This is a genomic window from Streptomyces stoeckheimensis (assembly GCF_045822005.1).
Classification (GTDB): Bacteria; Actinomycetota; Actinomycetes; order Streptomycetales; family Streptomycetaceae; genus Streptomyces; species Streptomyces stoeckheimensis.
Map to the genome: position 1 here is coordinate 5,707,838 of NZ_CP169550.1, position 15,867 is coordinate 5,723,704.

A 15,867-nucleotide genomic window follows, 5' to 3' on the forward strand; every position below is an offset into this window, starting at 1 on the left:
CAGTTGGTGTGGCTTGCCGTGCCGTTCGTGTTGTTCGTCGCAGCGCTGCCGCTCGCGAACCGAGTGGAGCCGGCGCTGGGCGGCGTACCGTTCCTGCTCCTCTGGTTCATCGGGGCGACCCTGCTGACCCCGCTCGCGGTCTGGCTGACCTGGCGCGGTGATCACCGATGAGCCAGGCGGCCGTCGCGACCACCGTCTTCGGCGCGTTCATGGTGGCCACCGTCGCGCTCGGGCTGCTCGCGGTGCGCGGGCGCGGCGGGGGCGGCGGCGGGCTCGCCGAGTGGTCGGTGGGCGGGCGCTCGCTCGGCACCGTGTTCATCTGGGTCCTGATGGCGGGCGAGGGGTACACGAGCTTCAGCTACCTCGGCGCGGCCGGCTGGGGCTACAACTACGGCGCCCCCGTGATGTACGTGGTCGCGTACATGTCCTGCGGCTACGCGGTCGGTTACGTCGTCGGGCCCGTGCTGTGGGACTACGCGCGCCGCCACGGCCTCGTCGGCATCACCGACATGGTGAGCCACCGGTACGGGCGCCCCTGGCTCGGCGCCGCGGTCGCGGTGCTCGCGACCGTCTTCCTGCTCCCCTACATCCAGCTCCAGATCACCGGAATGGGTGTGGTGGTCTCGACGGTCACCTACGGGGCGGTGTCCCTGGAATGGGCCTACTTCATCGCCTTCGCCGTCACCACCGCCTTCGTCGTCGTCAGCGGGCTGCGCGGCAGCGCGTGGGTGTCCGTACTCAAGGACGTGCTGGTCATCGGCACCCTCGGGTTCCTCGCCGGCTACGTGCCCCTGCACTACTTCGGCGGCTACGGCGAGCTCTTCGAGCGGCTCACGGCCGAACGCCCGCAGTGGCTGACGCTCCCGGGCGCCGGGAGCGGCGAGGGCGGCCGGGGCGAGTTGGGGATGGGGTGGTTCGCCTCGACCACCGTGCTGAACGCGCTGACCGTCGTCATCTTCCCGACCACCGTGGCGGGGTACCTGGGCGCGCGGAGCGCCGACGCGCTGCGCCGCAACGCCATCCTGCTGCCCGCGTACAACGTGCTGCTCTTCGTGCCGATGCTGCTGGGCATGGCGGCGCTGTTCGTCGTACCGGGGCTGGCGGGCGCCGAGTCCAACCTCGCGCTGTTCAAGCTGGTCGTGGACTCCCTGCCCGCGTGGGCGGTGGGGGTGATCGGGGTGGCGGCGGCACTGTCGTCGATCGTGCCGATGGCGGTGTTCATGCTGGTCATCGGCACGATGTGGGGGCGCAGCGTGCTCTCGCTGCTGCCGCGCTGGAGTTCGGGCGAGCGGCAGAAGCTCGCCTCGCAGGTGGTCGTGGTGGCGGCCGGGACGATCGCGCTGGTGATGACGTACACGGCACCGAACACGCTGGTCAGGCTCTCGCTCGTGTCCTACGAGGGCATGGCGCAACTGGTGCCGATGCTGCTGCTGGGTCTGGTGTGGCGCAGGCTCACCACGGCGGCCGCGGTGTGCGGGCTGGCCGCGGGGGTCGCGGTGGTCTGCGGGCTGGTCTTCACGGGCCACGACCCGGTGTGGGGCGTGAACGCGGGCATGGTCGCCCTCGCGGTGAACCTGGCGGTCGCGCTGACGGTGAGCTGGCTCGGCCCGCGGGAGGGGGCGCGGAGCGGGGCGGGGGACCCCCGGCCCGACGAGGAGGTGCTGGCGCGCGATCCGCTGCCCGGGGCCGGGGCCGGGGACGAAAACGAGATCCCGTCCGTTGTCAGTGCGCGCGGTTAGTATCGATCGCGAGTACGAGTTACGTGTGCGGGTGTGAGTCGCGGATCTCTTACGGGAGTTCGCGCGCGGGAGCAGCGGGAGGGGGCGGTTCGTATGGCAGAGCACAGCGGGCTTCGCCCCGTGCGGTTCCGGTTCACGGCGCCGTCCGCGCGACTGGTGGCGCTGCTGGCCTCCCTCCTGGTGCTCGGAGGCTTCCTCGGGCTGTTCGCCGGGGAGGGCGGGCTCGGCGCGGTCGTGGTGGTCCTCGCGGCGACCTTGGCCGTGGGTGCCTCGGTCCTGGCCGCCCGGCTGGTCCGGCCGGTGCCGCCGCACCGCATACGTACCGCGATCCGTGATCGCGAGCAGCGCACGGCGTTCCTGCCGCAGCGCGATCCCGACGCTTCGGGCCGGTCGCGGCCCAGGGCGCCCGGCCGTTCCCTTCCGACGGCCGCGTAGGGGCGCGCAGCTCCTTCCTCCCGATCGCTTCTGATCGCCACACCTTGCCGCCCCTCGCGGGTCGTCACGCCGAAACGCATCTCTTTCGACGTTCGACGAGTCCCTTCGGAGGGCCCACGTGTCCGTTTTCATCGATCTTGTTGCTCTGCTGGGCCGACTCCTGGAGCCGGTGCTGGCCGAGTCCGCGACCGCTGCCGCGATCGTGCTGTTCACCGTTCTCGTGCGGCTCGCGCTGCACCCCCTGAGCCGGGCCGCCTTCCGCGGGGCGACCCCGGTGGCGGGCATCCTGCCGGTGCTGCTCCAGCTGCCGGTGTTCTTCCTGATGTACCGGGCGTTCTCCTCGGCGGAGATCGGCGGGGCCGCCAACGAGCTGCTCGGCCACCGGCTGTTCGCCGCGCCGCTCGGGGACCGGTGGGGCGAGGCGCTCGGGGAGGGCGGCCTCTTCGGCGAGCGGGGGCTCGTGTTCCTCGGGCTGTTCGCGGTCGTCGCGGTGGTGGCCGCGTGGAGTGCGGCGCGCGCACGCAAGACGGCGGCGCTGATGGCCTCCGCTGCCGGCGCCACCGCCACCGCCACCGCCGGGGGCAAGGGGGCCAAGGGGAAGGCCGCCGGCGCCAAGGCCGCCGGAGCTGCCGTCGCCCTGACCGCGGAGCAGCAGGAGCTCATGCGCAAGGTGGGCGGCGTACTGCCCCTGCTGTCCTTCGGAACGCTGATCACGGCCGCCCTGGTGCCGCTGGCGGCCGGGCTGTACCTGGTCACGACCACCGCGTGGTCGGTCGCCGAGCGCGCCTGGCTCCAGTACCGGAAGGACCGGGCGGAGCGTGCGGAGGGAGCGGTCAGCGGAGCAGAGCGTTCCGCCATGTGAACAGGGTCTTGCGGATGAGGCCGACATCTTGGAGGATCGACCAATCCTCCGATGGCCGCAACCCATCGTCCGGCCCGGGGCATGCCCATGGGCCGACCACCCTCGACCACGGGAGAATGCCCATGAAGCTGCTGCGTGTAGGACCCGTCGGGTCGGAGCGCCCCGCGCTGCTCGACCAGGACGGGACCCTGCGGGACCTGTCCGGCCTGATCACGGATGTGGACGGCGCCCTGCTCGCCGACGACTCCGTGCTGTCCCGAGTACGGGACGCGGCCGGATCCGGTGAGCTCCCGGTGCTGGACGCCGAGGGTCTGCGGATCGGGTCCGCCGTCGGCCGCATAGGCAAGGTCGTGGGCATCGGCCTGAACTACCACGGGCACGCGGCCGAGGTGGGCGCCGAGGCGCCGGCCGAGCCGATCGTGTTCCTCAAGGCCCCGGACACCGTGGTCGGCCCCGACGACACCGTGCTGATCCCGCGCACCAGCGTCAAGACCGACTGGGAAGCCGAGCTCGGCGTCGTCATCGGTGCCACCGCCCGCTACCTGGCCTCCCCCGAGGAGGGCCTCGCGCACGTCGGCGGGTACGTGCTGGTCAACGATGTGACCGAGCGCGCGTTCCAGAACGAGCGCGGCGGCACCTGGGACAAGGGCAAGAACTGCGAGACCTTCACCCCGCTCGGCCCCTGGCTGGTCACCGCGGACGAGATCCCGGACCCGCAGGTGCTGGACGTCAAGCTGTGGGTCAACGGTGAGCTCAAGCAGGACGGCAACACGTCCGACCAGATCTTCCCGGTCGGCGAGGTCGTGCGGTACGTGAGCCAGTTCATGACCCTGTACCCGGGCGACGTCATCGTCACCGGCACCCCGGCCGGCGTGGCCGCGGGCCAGCCGGAGCCGAAGCCGTTCCTGCGGGCGGGCGACGTGGTGGAGCTGGAGATCGACGGGCTCGGCCGTCAGCGCCAGGAGTTCAAGGACGCGTAGTCGCGTAGCGCAAGAGAAGGGGCGGCGCCGTCGGAAGACGGCGCCGCCCCTTTCCCGTTCTTCCCGTCAGCCTTCGGCCGACGCCCGGCGGCGCCGGCCGGCGATCAGGAGACCGGCGCCCGCGGCGAACGCGGCGGAGGCTCCGCCCGCGATCCAGACGTTCTCCGCGCCCGCGCCCGTGGTCGCGAGGCTGCCGGAGTTCCCGCCCGCCGGGACCGGCTGGTTACCAGTGCCTGTGCCGGTCCCCGTACCGGTACCGGTCCCCGTGCCCTTGTCGTCGGTGCCCGGCGTGCCGCCCTCGTCCTTGCCGCCGCCCGCGCCCGCGTCCTCGCCCTTGTCGTCGGGCTTCCCGGCCTCCTCGGCCGCCTTGTCCTTCTCCCGTGCCACGTGCTGGCCGGTCTTGAGGAACTCGACGCGGTCCTCGGGCGTACCGTTCAGCGCAGCCCGAGCGGCCTTCACGACCTCGGGGCCACCCACGCTCGCGATCTGGGTGATGAGGACCCGGTTGTCGTTGTCGCGGTGCACGTGCTGCGTGGTCGTGACGAACTCCCGCAGCTGCGCGGGGGTCGGGTTGCTGCGCAGGAAGGTCTGGATCGCCTCCTTCAGAACCGGACCGGCGTTGCTCAGCATGCTGAAGATCGCCACCCGGTCGTCGACCGCGCGGATGGTGTGCTGCTCCGTCGCGACGAACGCGCGGATCTCCTCCCGGGTCCCGTGGCTGAGCAGGTGGTTGACCCGCTCCGTGATGCCCCGGCCCGCGCCGTTCAGCATCTGCAGCATCGCGAAGGTGTCGTCCTCCAGGCGGGCCACATGCTGCCCCTCCCTGAGGAACTCCGCGATCACGGCCGGGGTCCCGTCCCGGAGTGCCTTCACGGCCTCGCGCTTCACGGCGACGCCACCGGCGTGGTGGATCTGGGCGACCCTCACCCGGTTGTCCGAGTGCGTCTGCGCCGCCCAGACGACCTCCAGGAAGTGCCGCATGTCCGCGGCCGTTCCCTTGAGCGCCTTCTCGGCGGCCTCCCGCACGCCGGGGCCGGACGCCGGATCCGCCAGGATCTCCTCGATCTTCTTGCGGTCCTTCGCCTCCTGCCCGTGGTCCTGTCCGCCGTCCTGCCCCTCGTCCTCCTGCGCGCCCTGGTCCCCGGAACCCGGTACGGAGTCCGGCGCGGAAGGCGCCGGGGGAGCGGCGGGTGACGGGGAATCGGCGGCGAACGCCGGGGAGGAGAACAGGACGGCCGGGGCTATCGCGCCGACGGCGATGGCCGACGCGAGACGGGGCAGCTTCACAAAGGCACCATTCATTACACCTGCGATGATCTTTTACTCATGCAAACCATAGAGCCGGCCCCCACCGCAACAGCCCGGTTCTGATTGCGGATCGGACACGATGGATCACAGGTCAACCGACACCCCGTCCCTCGACGACCTGCGGGCCGCCTCCAGTACGTCCAGGCAGTGCGCCGCTTCCAGGGCCGTGACGGGGGCCGGGCCGCCGTCGTGCAGGGCCGCCGCCACGGCCGCGTAGTACGCCGGGTAGTCGCCCGGTGCCGTCTTGACCGGCGTGCCCCCGCCGGTCAGCGGCGATTCCCCGGAGCCCAGCCGGCCCCACAGGTGCTCGGGCTCCTCGCCCCAGGCCCGCTCGGGGTCGCCGGGGCGCAGTCCCTCGCGCAGGGCCCCCTCCTGCGGGTCCAGGCCGTACTTGACGTAGCCCGCGCGGGAGCCCAGTACGCGGAAGCGCGGGCCCAGCTGGGCCGTGGTCGCGCTGACGTAGAGGTGGGAGCGGACCCCGCTCGCGTGGGTGAGGGCGATGAAGGTGTCGTCGTCCGCCTCGGCGCCCGGGCGGCGCACGTCGGTCTCCGCGTAGACCCGTACGACAGGACCGAACAGCACCAGCGCCTGGTCCACCACGTGGCTGCCGAGGTCGTACAGCAGACCGCCGATCTCCTCGGGGGCGCCGGACTCCCTCCAGCCGCCCTTGAGCTGCGGACGCCAGCGCTCGAAGCGGGACTCGAAGCGCTGCACCTCGCCCAGCTCGCCGTCGGCGAGGAGGCGGCGCAGGGTGAGGAAGTCGTTGTCCCAGCGGCGGTTCTGGAAGACCGACAGGAAGGTCCCGGTCCGCTCGGCGAGCGCGGCCAGCTCGCGGGCCTCGGCGGCGGTGGCGGCGAGCGGCTTGTCCACGACCACCGGGATGCCGGCCGTGAGGGCGGCCGTGGCGAGCGGGACGTGCGTCTTGTTCGGGGAGGCGATGACGATCAGGTCGGGGGCGGGGCTCTGGGCGAGCAGCTCGTCGGCGGTGGCGGCGATCCGGACGTCCGGGTAGGCCTCGCGGGCCTGGGCGGCGCGGCCCGGGTCGGAGGTGACGACGGTGTCGAGGACCAGGCCCTCGGTCGCGGAGACGAGCGGGGCGTGGAAGACGGAACCGGCCAGGCCGTAGCCGACGAGTCCGACGCGGAGGGGGGCGGGGGCGGGGGCGGGGGCGTTCATGGTTCTACTTTGGCAACAGTGTTGCTTAAGTGCAAGGAGGGGGGACAATGGGCAGGTGGACAGCAGGGGTGGCAGGGGCGGTACGGGTGGCGGCGTGAATCTTCCGGTGCTGCGCGGGCACAACGACGCGCTCGTACTGGACCTCCTGCGCGGAGCCGGCCCGGCCGGCCTCGGCCGCGGAGACCTCGCCGCGCGTACGGGTCTCACCCCGCAGGCGGTCAGCAAGATCGCGGCGCGGCTCCGGGACGAGGGACTGGTGGCCGACGCCGGCCGCGAGGCGTCCACCGGCGGCAAGCCGCGCACGCTGCTGCGGCTGGTGCCGGAGGCGCGGTACGCGGTCGGGCTGCACCTGGACCGCGACGAGCTCACGGCGGTACGGGTAGACCTGGCGGGCCGCGTCGTCGCCGACGGGCGCGTTCCGCTGGACTTCGGGGCCGGTCCGGAGGCGGTGGTCGAGGAGGCCGTACGGGCGGTCGCGCGGGTGTGCGGCGACCGGCCGCTCCTCGGCGTCGGCGTGGCCGCGCCGGGGCCGTTGGACTGGCGGACCGGGGTGCTGGGGCGGGTGACGGGGTTCCCGGAATGGGAGGGGTTCCCGTTGCGGGAGGTGTTGGAGGGACGGTTGGGGGTTCCCGTGCGGGTGGACAAGGACACCAACGCGGGGGTCGCCTTCGGAGGGGCCGCTTCCGGGGAGACCGTGGCGTACGTGCACGTCGGCACCGGACTGGGAGCGGGGCTCCGGCTCGCCGGCAGTGGAGAGGTCTACCGGGGGCGGCGCTCCGCGGCGGGGGAGTTCGGGCACCAGGTGCTGCAACTGGACGGGCCGGCCTGCCGGTGCGGGGGGCGCGGGTGCGCGGAGGTGCTGTGCCTCGACGCGGTGGCGGGGGGCCGGCTGGAGGAAGCGGCGCGGATCGTGGGGGAGGCGGCGGCGAACCTGGTCGCGCTGCTGGACGTGGACCGGGTGGTGCTCGGGGGGCGAGTGGTGGCGGCTGCGCCGGGGGTGTTCCTGGCGGGCGTGCGGGAGGTTCTGGGGGCGCGGGCGTTCGTGGGGGGTGCGGTGGGGGTTGGGCTTGCGGAGGGGGGTGTGGCGGAGGGGGCGGCGGAGCTGGTGCTCGGCCCGTTGTTCGGGCGCGGGGAGTAGGGGGCCCGGCCCCTTGGCCCCGGCCCCCGGCCCGGCCCCGGGGGTGCGTGCGGGGTGGCCCTGCGGGGCGGAGTCCCCTACCCGCCCTTCCACCGTTCCCCGGGCTCTGCCCGGACCCCGGTCCTCAAGCGCCGGACGGGCTGAAGCAGGGCCCCGGGCTGCGCCCGGGCTCCCTGGGGCTCCGCCCCAGACCCCGGTCCTCAAACGCCGGACGGCTGAAGTGGCCCCGGAGGGTGCTTTCGGTTGGTGTCCGCCGAATGGGGGGAAATGGGGAGATGTTGGGCGTGGTGCTGGACATGGGGTCGGGCGTGCGTGGGAGGGTGCGGGGCAAGGCCGGGGTGATTGTCGGGTTGTGTGGCAATCGTTTGGTGGGTCGTTCGGTTGTGGGTTGTTCTGGCGTCGGCGAGTAGGGGTTCTCCATGCGACTGCGCAAAGCCCTTGCCCTGGCAGCCGTCCTCGTGGCCGCCACCGCCACCGCCGTCACCACCGCGTCCGCGGACATCGGCAACGGCGGCGGAGCCCGGCCCGCGCCCGCGCTGCCTTCGCGGGTGGAGGCCATCTGCGGCGACGGGAAGAGCACGCAGTTCCCCATCGGGGCCCGGATCCGCGGCGGCCCGGCCGTGTACCGGACCGGCGGCGAGGCGCAGAGCTGGTACCTCGATCTGACCAACACCACGACGACCGAGTGCACCGCCATCCACCCCGTCGTGGTCTTCACCGACCCGGCCCGCGCCCTGCGACCCGCCCATTTCCGGATGGAGTTCGACGCCCCCGGCGCCCCCGCCTCCGGCCATGCCCTCCCCGTCAGCCTCGAGCGCACCGACCGGGACGAGATCGTCGCCGTCTTCGACGGCGGTGACGCCTTCTCCGGCTTCACCGTCGGCCCCGGCGGTTCCGTGACCGTCACCGTCCGGCTCGCCTTCGCCTCCGGCACCCCGCGCGGCGAAGCCGTCGCCGACGCCGCGCTGGTCCAGCGCAAGGGCGACGACGGCGACTGGATCGGCGAGGCGGGCGGCTACCGGTTCGAGATCCAGGGCCCGGGCGCGGAGACCGGCGAGGCCGGAGCGCTGGCCGAGACCGGCCGCACCCCGGCGCCCTGGACGTACGGGGCCGGCGCCGCGGCCGCCGTGGCCGGTGGCGGCGGACTCCTGCTCGGGGCCCGCCGACTGCGCAAGGGGCCGGGTCCGCAGGCCACGTAGAGTCCGAGGGTGGAAGAACCGACCGCCTACGCGCACCACCACCAGCCCGGCCTGCCCGTCCGCTCCGGCATCCCCGAGCACGGCCGCATCCCGAAGTACTACGCCGTCAAGGCCCGCATCGCCGGGCTGCTCGACGAGCTCGGCGAGGGGGGACTCCTCCCCACCGAGCGCGATCTCGCCGAGCAGTACGAGGTCTCCCGCGAGACCGTCCGCCAGGCCCTGCGCGAGCTGCTGCTGGAGGGCCGGCTGCGCCGCTCGGGCCGCGGCACCGTCGCCGCCGGGCCGAAGCTCGAACAGCCCCTGTCGCTGGCGAGTTACACCGAGGGCGTACGCCGCCAGGGGCGCACCCCGGGGCGCCACCTCATCGGACTCGAACGCTTCCCCTGCCCGGCCCCGGTGGCCCCCGGCATCGGCGCCGAGCCCGGGGAGCCGGTCTGGCACCTGGAGCGGGTGCTGCTCGCCGACGAGGAGCGGGTCGGACTGGAGAGCACGTACGTCCGGGTCGCCCGCGCACCCCGCCTCGACATCGATTTCCAGCCGGACTCCTCCTTCTACGGGTACCTCCACGACAGCCTCGGAATCTCCTTCGGCGACGCCGACGAGAAACTGGAAACGGTCCTCGCCACCCCCCGCGAAGCCCTGCTGATCGGCACCCCGCCCGCGCTCCCGATGCTCCTCATCCACCGCTTCTCCCGGGATCAGGACGGCAGGCCGCTGGAGCGGGTGCGTTCTCTCTACCGTGGTGACCGGTTCAGCTTCACGACCCACCTGCAGCCCGAATAGTCCCGCCCGAAGCTCCTGTAAGGGAGGAAAAGGGGCGTACTCGCATCACGGAACGGTAACGGGTCTAGTCCAAGCGTTGGAGGCTGTTCACCGGAGCGTCGCCCGGGGGATCCTCCCGGGTCACTGGCCGCCGTCACCTTGGAGCACGTGAGAGTCATAGTCGTCGGAGGCGGCGTGGTAGGCACCATGCACGCCTGGCAAGCAGTGGAACGCGGCCACGAGGTCGTCCAGATCGAGCGAGAAGCGGAGGCCCGCGGCGCGTCCTTGCGCAATTTCGGCCAGATCTGGGTCAGTGGCCGGGCCGGGGGCGAGGAGCTCGACACCGCCCTGCGGGCCCGCGAGCTCTGGGAGGCGATCGGTGAGCGGGTGCCCGGCCTGGGCTTCCGCGCCATCGGCTCCCTGACCCCGGTACGCAACTCCCGCGAGCACGCCGTCGCCGAGGCCGCCGTGGCCCGAGCCGACGCCGCCGCCCGCGGCTACGAGCTGGTCACCGCCGAGGAGGCCAGGGCGATCAACCCCGCCCTGCGCGGCGCGTTCGAGGCCGCCCTGTGGTGCGAGCGGGACGCGGCCGTGGAACCGCGCACCGCACAGCTCCACCTGCGCGAAGCCCTCAAGGCGTCCGGCCGCTACACCTTCCTCCCGGGACGGGAAGTGCGCGAGGTCGTGGGGAACGGAGCCGTCCGCGACGACCACGGTGACGTCCACCGGGGCGACGCCGTGATCCTGGCCACCGGTGCCTGGCTCTCCGGCCTGGTCCGCGAACTGGTCCCCGACCTGCCCGTGCGCCGCGTCCGGCTGCAGATGATGCAGACCGTCCCGCTCGGCGAGACCCTGACGACCTCGGTCGCCGACGCCGACAGCTTCCGCTACTACCCCGCCTACAAGAGCGAAGCCCTCGACGAACTCAACGCCGAGCAGGCCCAGGCGCCGATCGCCGCCGCGCACAAGATGCAGCTCCTGATGGTGCAGCGGCAGGACGGCGGACTGACCATCGGCGACACCCACGAGTACGAGCACCCCTTCGCGTTCGACACCCTCGAAGACCCGTACGCGCACCTCACCGAGGTCGTCGAGTCCTTCCTGGGCCGCCCGCTGCCGCAGATCCGCCGCCGCTGGGCGGGCGTGTACGCGCAGTGCACCGACACCACCCGCGTCGTCCACCGCCAGCAGGTGGCCGACGGCGTCTGGCTGGTGACCGGACCCGGCGGCCGGGGCATGACCTGCTCGCCCGCCATAGCCGAAACCACCGCGAACGAACTGGGCTGGTAAGCACCATGACCGACACCAAGGCCGACACCAAGGCCGACACCAAGACCGACATGAACAACCACCGCCTGATCGTCCTCGACATGGCCGGCACCACCGTCGCCGACGGCGGCCTCGTCGAGCGCGCCTTCGAGCGGGCCGCCGAGCGCCTCGGCGTCGAGCCGGGCAGCGCCGACCACGCCGCGAAGCTCCAGTACGTCCGCGACACCATGGGCGAGTCGAAGATCTCCGTCTTCCGCCACCTCTTCGGCACCGAGGAGCTCGCCCAGCGCGCCAACTCCGCCTTCGAGCAGGCCTACGGGGAACTCGTCGACGGCGGCCTCATCGCCCCGATCCCCGGCGCCCGCGAGGCCGTCGAAAAGCTCCGCGCCGACGGCCGCACCGTGGTCCTGACCACCGGCTTCGCCCGCGTCACCCAGGACGCCATCCTCGACGCCCTCGGCTGGCAGGGCCTGGCCGACCTCACCCTGTGCCCCGCCGACGCGGGCGGCCGCGGCCGGCCCTACCCGGACATGGTGCTGGCCGCCTTCCTGCGCACCGGCGCCGTGGCCGACGTACGCGAAACCGTCGTCGCGGGCGACACCGCGTACGACATGCTCAGCGGCGTCCGCTCCGGCGCCGGGATCGTGGCCGGCGTCCTCACCGGCGCCCACGACCGCGCGGCCCTGACCGAGCACGGCGCCACCCACGTCCTGGCCTCCGTCGCCGACCTCCCCGCCCTGCTGGCGCGGTCGGACCAGGAGCGGGAGCCCGGCGCGTGAGCGGCATCCGCTTCGACTCCGTCTCGGTCGCCTACGGCGGCAACACCGTCCTGGACTCCCTCGACCTGACCGTCGAGCCCGGCGAGGTCATGGCGCTGCTCGGCCCCTCCGGCTCCGGCAAGACCACGGCCCTGCGCGCGGTCGCCGGCTTCGTCCGGCCCGCCTCGGGCCGGATCCTGATCGGCGGCCGGGACGTCACCGCGCTCCCGCCGCACAAGCGCGGCATCGGCATGGTCGTCCAGCAGTACGCGCTCTTCCCGCACATGCGCGTCGAGGACAACGTCGCCTTCGGCCTGCGCGCGCAGAAGGCGCCCAAGGCGGAGATCCCCGGCCGCGTCGCCGAGGCCCTGGAGATGACCGGGATGGCGGCCTACGCCAAGCGCTACCCCCGCGAGCTCTCCGGCGGACAGCAGCAGCGCGTGGCCATCGCCCGCGCCCTCGCCATCCGCCCCGGGGTCCTCCTCCTCGACGAGCCGCTGTCCGCGCTCGACGCGCAGCTGCGCTCCGGGATGCTCGCCGAACTGGCCCGGCTGCACCGCGAACTCCCCGACGTGTCGATCCTCTACGTCACCCACGACCAGGTGGAGGCCCTCACCCTCGCCGACCGGATCGCCGTCATGGACCAGGCCCGCCTGCAGGACTGCGGCACCCCGCAGGAGCTGTACCGGGCCCCGCGCACCGAGTTCACCGCCTCCTTCGTCGGCAACGCCAACCTGCTGCCCGTCACCGTCGCCGACGGGGGCGCGCTCTTCGCCGGGCACCCCCTGACCCTCGACCCCGGCCGTGCGGCCGTCGGCGCCGGCGCCACCCTGTGCGTACGCCCGCACCTGCTCGGCCTCGGCGCCGGCCCCAACGCGCTGAGCGGGACCATCACCGAGGTCCAGTGGCGCGGTTCGACGCACCGGCTCTACGTGGACGTCGAGGGCCACCGGGTCAAGGCGGACCTGCCCGAACTGCGCGAAACCCCGGCGCTGGGCGACCACGTCACCCTGCACTTCGAGCCGCGCGACGCCGTTCTGCTGTCCGCAGGGGTCTCCGATGGCTGAGGCGGCGCCGCGCACGGCGGCCGTCCCGGCCCAGAGTTCCGCCGAGCCCGCCGCACGCGGCGCCTCGCAGGCCGGGCCACGCGAAGGCGGACCCGGACCCGGCACTACGACCGGCAAGGCGCCCGGGGCGGACCACCCGTCCGGAGCCTCCGGCCCGGCGGAGCAGGCCCGCCCCGGCACCACCACCCCGGAGGGGCCCGCACGTGCTCCCCGTAGCGTCCCCGGCTGGCTGTGGACCGTGCCTCCCGTCGCCGTGCTCGCGGTGGTGTTCCTCTACCCCCTCGCGCTCGTCGTCCAGCAGTCGCTGTCCCCCGAGAACGGGGGCGGCGCCTTCGACGCCTACGCCTCGGTGTTCGCCTCGCACTCCTTCCGCGAGGCCCTCGGCACCACGGTCTGGCTGGCCGTCGGCGCCACCGTCGGCTGCCTGGTCCTCGGCTTCGCGCTCGCGCTGGTCATCGCCTTCGTCCCGTTCCCCGGGGCCCGCGCCGTCGCCAAGTTCATCGATGTCTTCCTCTCCTTCCCCTCCTTCCTCATCACCCTCGCCCTCCTCTTCGTCTACGGCACCGTCGGCATGGCCAACGGCCTGTGGACCGACACCTTCGGCGTCGCGGAGGGGCCCTTCCACTTCCTGACCACCCCGTGGGGCGTCCTCCTCGCGGAGATCACCTACTTCACGCCCTTCGTGATGCGCCCGCTGCTCGCCGCCTTCTCCCAACTGGACACGGCGCAGCTGGAGGTGGCCTCCTCGCTCGGCGCGAAGCCCGGCCGCATCATCCGCCGGGTGATCCTCCCCGAGTCCCTCCCGGCCCTCGCCGCCGGCGGCAGCCTCGTCCTGGTCATGTGCCTCAACGAGTTCGGGATCGTCCTGTTCACCGGAGCCAAGGACGTCACCACGCTCCCGATGCTCATCTACGGCAAGGCGATCCTCGAATCCGACTACGCGGCCGCCTGCGTGGTCGCCGTCGTCAACATCGTGATCTCCGTCGGCCTGTTCGGCCTCTACCGGGTGGTGAGCAAGCGTGCTGGTGCATAGCAAGGGCGGCCGCTGGGCCGCCTGGAGCCTCTTCGGCATCCTCTTCCTGCCCCTCTTCGCCCTGCCGCTGCTCGTCGTGGTGGCCGCGTCCTTCTCGACGCACTGGTCCGGAGCCTTCCCCTCCGGCCCCACCACCGAGAACTACGCCGCGGCCGTCCGGGGCGAATCCCTCCAGGCGCTGACCACCTCGCTGCTCACCGCCCTGGCCGCCAGCCTGATCGCGCTCACCGTCGGCACCTGGGCCGCGCTCGCCGCCGCCGGTCTGCGCAAACGCGGAAAGAGCTCCCTGGACGCGCTGTTCATGCTCCCGGTCGCCGTGCCGTCCGTGGTCGTCGGCCTCGCCGTGCTCGTCGCCTTCAGCAAGCCGCCGCTGCTCCTCAACGGCACCAGCTCGATCGTGATCCTGGCGCACACGATTCTTGTCACGGCGTTCGCCTACCAGTCGGTTTCGGCTGCCATCGTGCGTCTCGACCCCGCGTACGAACAGGCGGCGGCCTCCCTGGGCGCCCGCCCCGCGTACGTGCTGTGGCGGGTCAAGCTCCCCCTCCTGCTGCCGTCGCTCACCGCGGCAGCCGGGCTCTGCTTCGCCCTGTCCATGGGCGAGCTGAGCGCCACGATGATGCTCTACCCGCCGGACTGGATGCCCCTCCCGGTCCGGATCTTCACCGCCACCGACCGCGGTTCGCTCTTCAGCGGCTCCGCCGTCGCCGTGGTCCTCATGGCCACCACCCTGCTGGTCCTACTGGCCGTCTCCCGCATCCGCACCAGGGCCACGTACCGCTAGACCCGCGTACCGCTGGACCCGCGTACCGCTGGACCCGCGTACCGCTAGACCCGCGTGCCGCTGGACCCGCGTACCGCCAGACCCACTGCCGCACCCCGCCGATTCCCCTGCTGACTCCCTTTCGCCGTAAGGAAGTTCCATGCCCAGCAACAGACTCCTCCGCATCACCGCCGCCGTCACCGGCAGCCTCGCCCTCACCGCCGGCCTCACCGCCTGCGGTGGCTCCTCCTCCGCCACCGACTCCGAGGACGGCGGCGAGAAGGTCGTCACCGTCTACAGCGCCGACGGCCTCAAGAGCGACAAGGGCGACGGCTGGTACGACAAGGTCTTCGCCGACTTCACGAAGAAGACCGGCATCGAGGTCAAGTACGTCGAGGGCGGCTCGGGGGAGATGGTGCAGCGCGCCGTCCGGGAGAAGACCAACACGCAGGCCGACGTCCTGATCACGCTGCCCCCCTTCATCCAGCAGGCCGACGGCAAGGGCCTCCTCCAGGCCTACACCCCGCAGGGCGCCGACAAGGTCAACGGAGCGAACAAGTCCTCCGAGGGCAAGTGGACCTCGGTCGTCAACAACTACTTCGGCTTCATCTACAACAAGAAGGAGCTGCCGGCGGCCCCCAAGACCTGGGAAGAGCTGCTGGACGCCAAGTACAAGGGCAAGCTCCAGTACTCCACCCCGGGCGTCGCGGGCGACGGCACCGCCGTGCTCATCAAGGCGATGCACGACTTCGGCGGCAAGGACCAGGCGAACGAGTACCTGAAGAAGCTCCAGGCCAACAACGTCGGCCCGTCCTCCTCGACCAGCAAGCTCGCGCCGAAGACCGACAAGGGCGAACTGCTCGTCGCCAACGGTGACGTCCAGATGAACTTCGCGCAGTCCAAGTCCATGCCGAACCTCGGCATCTGGTTCCCCGCCAAGGACGGCGGAAAGCCCACCACCTTCTCCCTCCCGTACGCGGCCGGCCTCGTCGACAAGGCCCCGCACACCGAGAACGGCAAGAAGCTCCTCGACCACCTGCTCAGCGAGGACGCCCAGAAGCTGGTCAGCGGCGTCGGCGGCGGCTTCCCGGCCCGTACGGACGTCAAGCCCACCGATGCCAACGCCGTCGAGCTCACCAAGCTCATGACCGGAGTCGAGATCTTCGAGCCGGACTGGGCCGACATCGACAAGAACCTCACCTCCTACGTCGACGCGTGGAAGTCGGCCACCGGAAGCTGACCGGTCGCCTCCCGGCCACCCACGACCGGGATAGTGACGCATAGATAACGGGTCTGGACCGAGTCTCGCCTTCGGTCCGGGCCCGCCGTACGCTCGCTCGCGTTGCCGCACGACCGTACGCCCGCACGACGGCATGCC

Annotated in this window: 16 protein-coding genes; 14 read left to right on the forward strand and 2 right to left on the reverse strand. The window is 72.5% G+C overall.

The genetic code is table 11. From position 1 onward, the window contains the following. The first annotated feature begins 27 nt into the window (after positions 1–27). From ACE1OC_RS25890 to ACE1OC_RS25910, 5 genes are all read left to right on the forward strand, one after another. Complete coding sequence (locus ACE1OC_RS25890; RefSeq protein ID WP_407839019.1) at positions 28–171, forward strand: DUF3311 domain-containing protein; 144 nt, start codon at positions 28–30, stop codon at positions 169–171. Continuing rightward, entirely contained in the window at positions 168–1,739 is a 1,572-nt protein-coding gene (locus ACE1OC_RS25895; protein ID WP_407839020.1) for a sodium:solute symporter family protein, read from the forward strand. Before ACE1OC_RS25890 ends, ACE1OC_RS25895 begins: the two co-directional genes overlap by 4 nt. 93 nt (positions 1,740–1,832) lie before the next feature. Beyond that, complete coding sequence (locus ACE1OC_RS25900; protein WP_407839021.1) at positions 1,833–2,174, forward strand: DUF6412 domain-containing protein; 342 nt, start codon at positions 1,833–1,835, stop codon at positions 2,172–2,174. 118 nt (positions 2,175–2,292) lie between these two features. Continuing rightward, positions 2,293–3,036, forward strand: a complete 744-nt coding sequence (locus ACE1OC_RS25905; protein ID WP_407839022.1) for a YidC/Oxa1 family membrane protein insertase — start codon at positions 2,293–2,295, stop codon at positions 3,034–3,036. Positions 3,037–3,158: 122 nt separating this feature from the next. After that, positions 3,159–4,016 carry a fumarylacetoacetate hydrolase family protein gene (locus ACE1OC_RS25910; RefSeq protein WP_382976156.1) on the forward strand — a complete coding sequence of 286 codons (858 nt, stop codon included), beginning with the start codon at positions 3,159–3,161 and terminating at the stop codon, positions 4,014–4,016. A gap of 66 nt (positions 4,017–4,082) precedes the next feature. On the opposite strand, the gene ACE1OC_RS25915 is transcribed toward ACE1OC_RS25910, so the two are convergent. Further along, positions 4,083–5,303, reverse strand: a complete 1,221-nt coding sequence (locus ACE1OC_RS25915) for an ALF repeat-containing protein (protein ID WP_407839023.1) — start codon at positions 5,301–5,303, stop codon at positions 4,083–4,085. 105 nt (positions 5,304–5,408) lie between these two features. Continuing rightward, a complete protein-coding gene (locus tag ACE1OC_RS25920; protein WP_407839024.1) occupies positions 5,409–6,500 on the reverse strand; it encodes a Gfo/Idh/MocA family oxidoreductase in 1,092 nt (363 codons plus the stop codon). Between ACE1OC_RS25920 and ACE1OC_RS25925 the strand changes: the two genes are divergently transcribed. The 9 genes from ACE1OC_RS25925 to ACE1OC_RS25965 all read left to right on the forward strand — a co-directional run bounded on the left by ACE1OC_RS25925 (position 6,499) and on the right by ACE1OC_RS25965 (position 15,729). Further along, positions 6,499–7,638 (forward strand): ROK family transcriptional regulator, encoded by a 1,140-nt coding sequence (locus tag ACE1OC_RS25925; protein ID WP_407839025.1) that lies wholly within the window; start codon positions 6,499–6,501, stop codon positions 7,636–7,638. The genes ACE1OC_RS25920 and ACE1OC_RS25925 overlap by 2 nt on opposite strands. 419 nt (positions 7,639–8,057) lie before the next feature. Beyond that, complete coding sequence (locus ACE1OC_RS25930) at positions 8,058–8,837, forward strand: hypothetical protein (protein WP_407839026.1); 780 nt, start codon at positions 8,058–8,060, stop codon at positions 8,835–8,837. A 9-nt stretch (positions 8,838–8,846) separates the two neighbouring features. Continuing rightward, positions 8,847–9,620: a GntR family transcriptional regulator gene (locus tag ACE1OC_RS25935; protein ID WP_274552871.1), complete on the forward strand. Its 774-nt coding sequence runs from the start codon at positions 8,847–8,849 to the stop codon at positions 9,618–9,620. Between the two features lie 147 nt (positions 9,621–9,767). Further along, on the forward strand, positions 9,768–10,889 hold the full coding sequence (locus ACE1OC_RS25940) for a TIGR03364 family FAD-dependent oxidoreductase (RefSeq protein ID WP_407839027.1): 1,122 nt from the start codon (positions 9,768–9,770) through the stop codon (positions 10,887–10,889). A gap of 5 nt (positions 10,890–10,894) precedes the next feature. After that, positions 10,895–11,647 carry a phosphonatase-like hydrolase gene (locus ACE1OC_RS25945; RefSeq protein WP_407839028.1) on the forward strand — a complete coding sequence of 251 codons (753 nt, stop codon included), beginning with the start codon at positions 10,895–10,897 and terminating at the stop codon, positions 11,645–11,647. After that, positions 11,644–12,693 carry an ABC transporter ATP-binding protein gene (locus ACE1OC_RS25950; protein WP_407839029.1) on the forward strand — a complete coding sequence of 350 codons (1,050 nt, stop codon included), beginning with the start codon at positions 11,644–11,646 and terminating at the stop codon, positions 12,691–12,693. The genes ACE1OC_RS25945 and ACE1OC_RS25950 overlap by 4 nt, the downstream gene beginning before the upstream one ends. After that, positions 12,686–13,726 (forward strand): 2-aminoethylphosphonate ABC transporter permease subunit, encoded by a 1,041-nt coding sequence (locus ACE1OC_RS25955; protein WP_407839030.1) that lies wholly within the window; start codon positions 12,686–12,688, stop codon positions 13,724–13,726. Before ACE1OC_RS25950 ends, ACE1OC_RS25955 begins: the two co-directional genes overlap by 8 nt. Then, on the forward strand, positions 13,713–14,510 hold the full coding sequence (locus ACE1OC_RS25960) for an ABC transporter permease (RefSeq protein ID WP_407839031.1): 798 nt from the start codon (positions 13,713–13,715) through the stop codon (positions 14,508–14,510). The genes ACE1OC_RS25955 and ACE1OC_RS25960 overlap by 14 nt, the downstream gene beginning before the upstream one ends. Positions 14,511–14,649: 139 nt before the next feature. After that, entirely contained in the window at positions 14,650–15,729 is a 1,080-nt protein-coding gene (locus tag ACE1OC_RS25965; protein ID WP_407839032.1) for a 2-aminoethylphosphonate ABC transporter substrate-binding protein, read from the forward strand. Positions 15,730–15,867: the final 138 nt, after the last annotated feature.

Bases quoted from the DNA above. Each gene is read 5' to 3' on its own strand.
- ACE1OC_RS25895 (WP_407839020.1), top strand. From the start codon at position 168: ATGAGCCAGGCGGCCGTCGCGACCACCGTCTTCGGCGCGTTCATGGTG.
- ACE1OC_RS25910 (WP_382976156.1), top strand. From the start codon at position 3,159: ATGAAGCTGCTGCGTGTAGGACCCGTCGGGTCGGAGCGCCCCGCGCTG.
- ACE1OC_RS25965 (WP_407839032.1), top strand. From the start codon at position 14,650: ATGCCCAGCAACAGACTCCTCCGCATCACCGCCGCCGTCACCGGCAGC.
- ACE1OC_RS25900 (WP_407839021.1), top strand. From the start codon at position 1,833: ATGGCAGAGCACAGCGGGCTTCGCCCCGTGCGGTTCCGGTTCACGGCG.
- ACE1OC_RS25925 (WP_407839025.1), top strand. From the start codon at position 6,499: ATGGTTCTACTTTGGCAACAGTGTTGCTTAAGTGCAAGGAGGGGGGAC.
- ACE1OC_RS25920 (WP_407839024.1), bottom strand. From the start codon at position 6,500: ATGAACGCCCCCGCCCCCGCCCCCGCCCCCCTCCGCGTCGGACTCGTC.
- ACE1OC_RS25945 (WP_407839028.1), top strand. From the start codon at position 10,895: ATGACCGACACCAAGGCCGACACCAAGGCCGACACCAAGACCGACATG.
- ACE1OC_RS25930 (WP_407839026.1), top strand. From the start codon at position 8,058: ATGCGACTGCGCAAAGCCCTTGCCCTGGCAGCCGTCCTCGTGGCCGCC.
- ACE1OC_RS25955 (WP_407839030.1), top strand. From the start codon at position 12,686: ATGGCTGAGGCGGCGCCGCGCACGGCGGCCGTCCCGGCCCAGAGTTCC.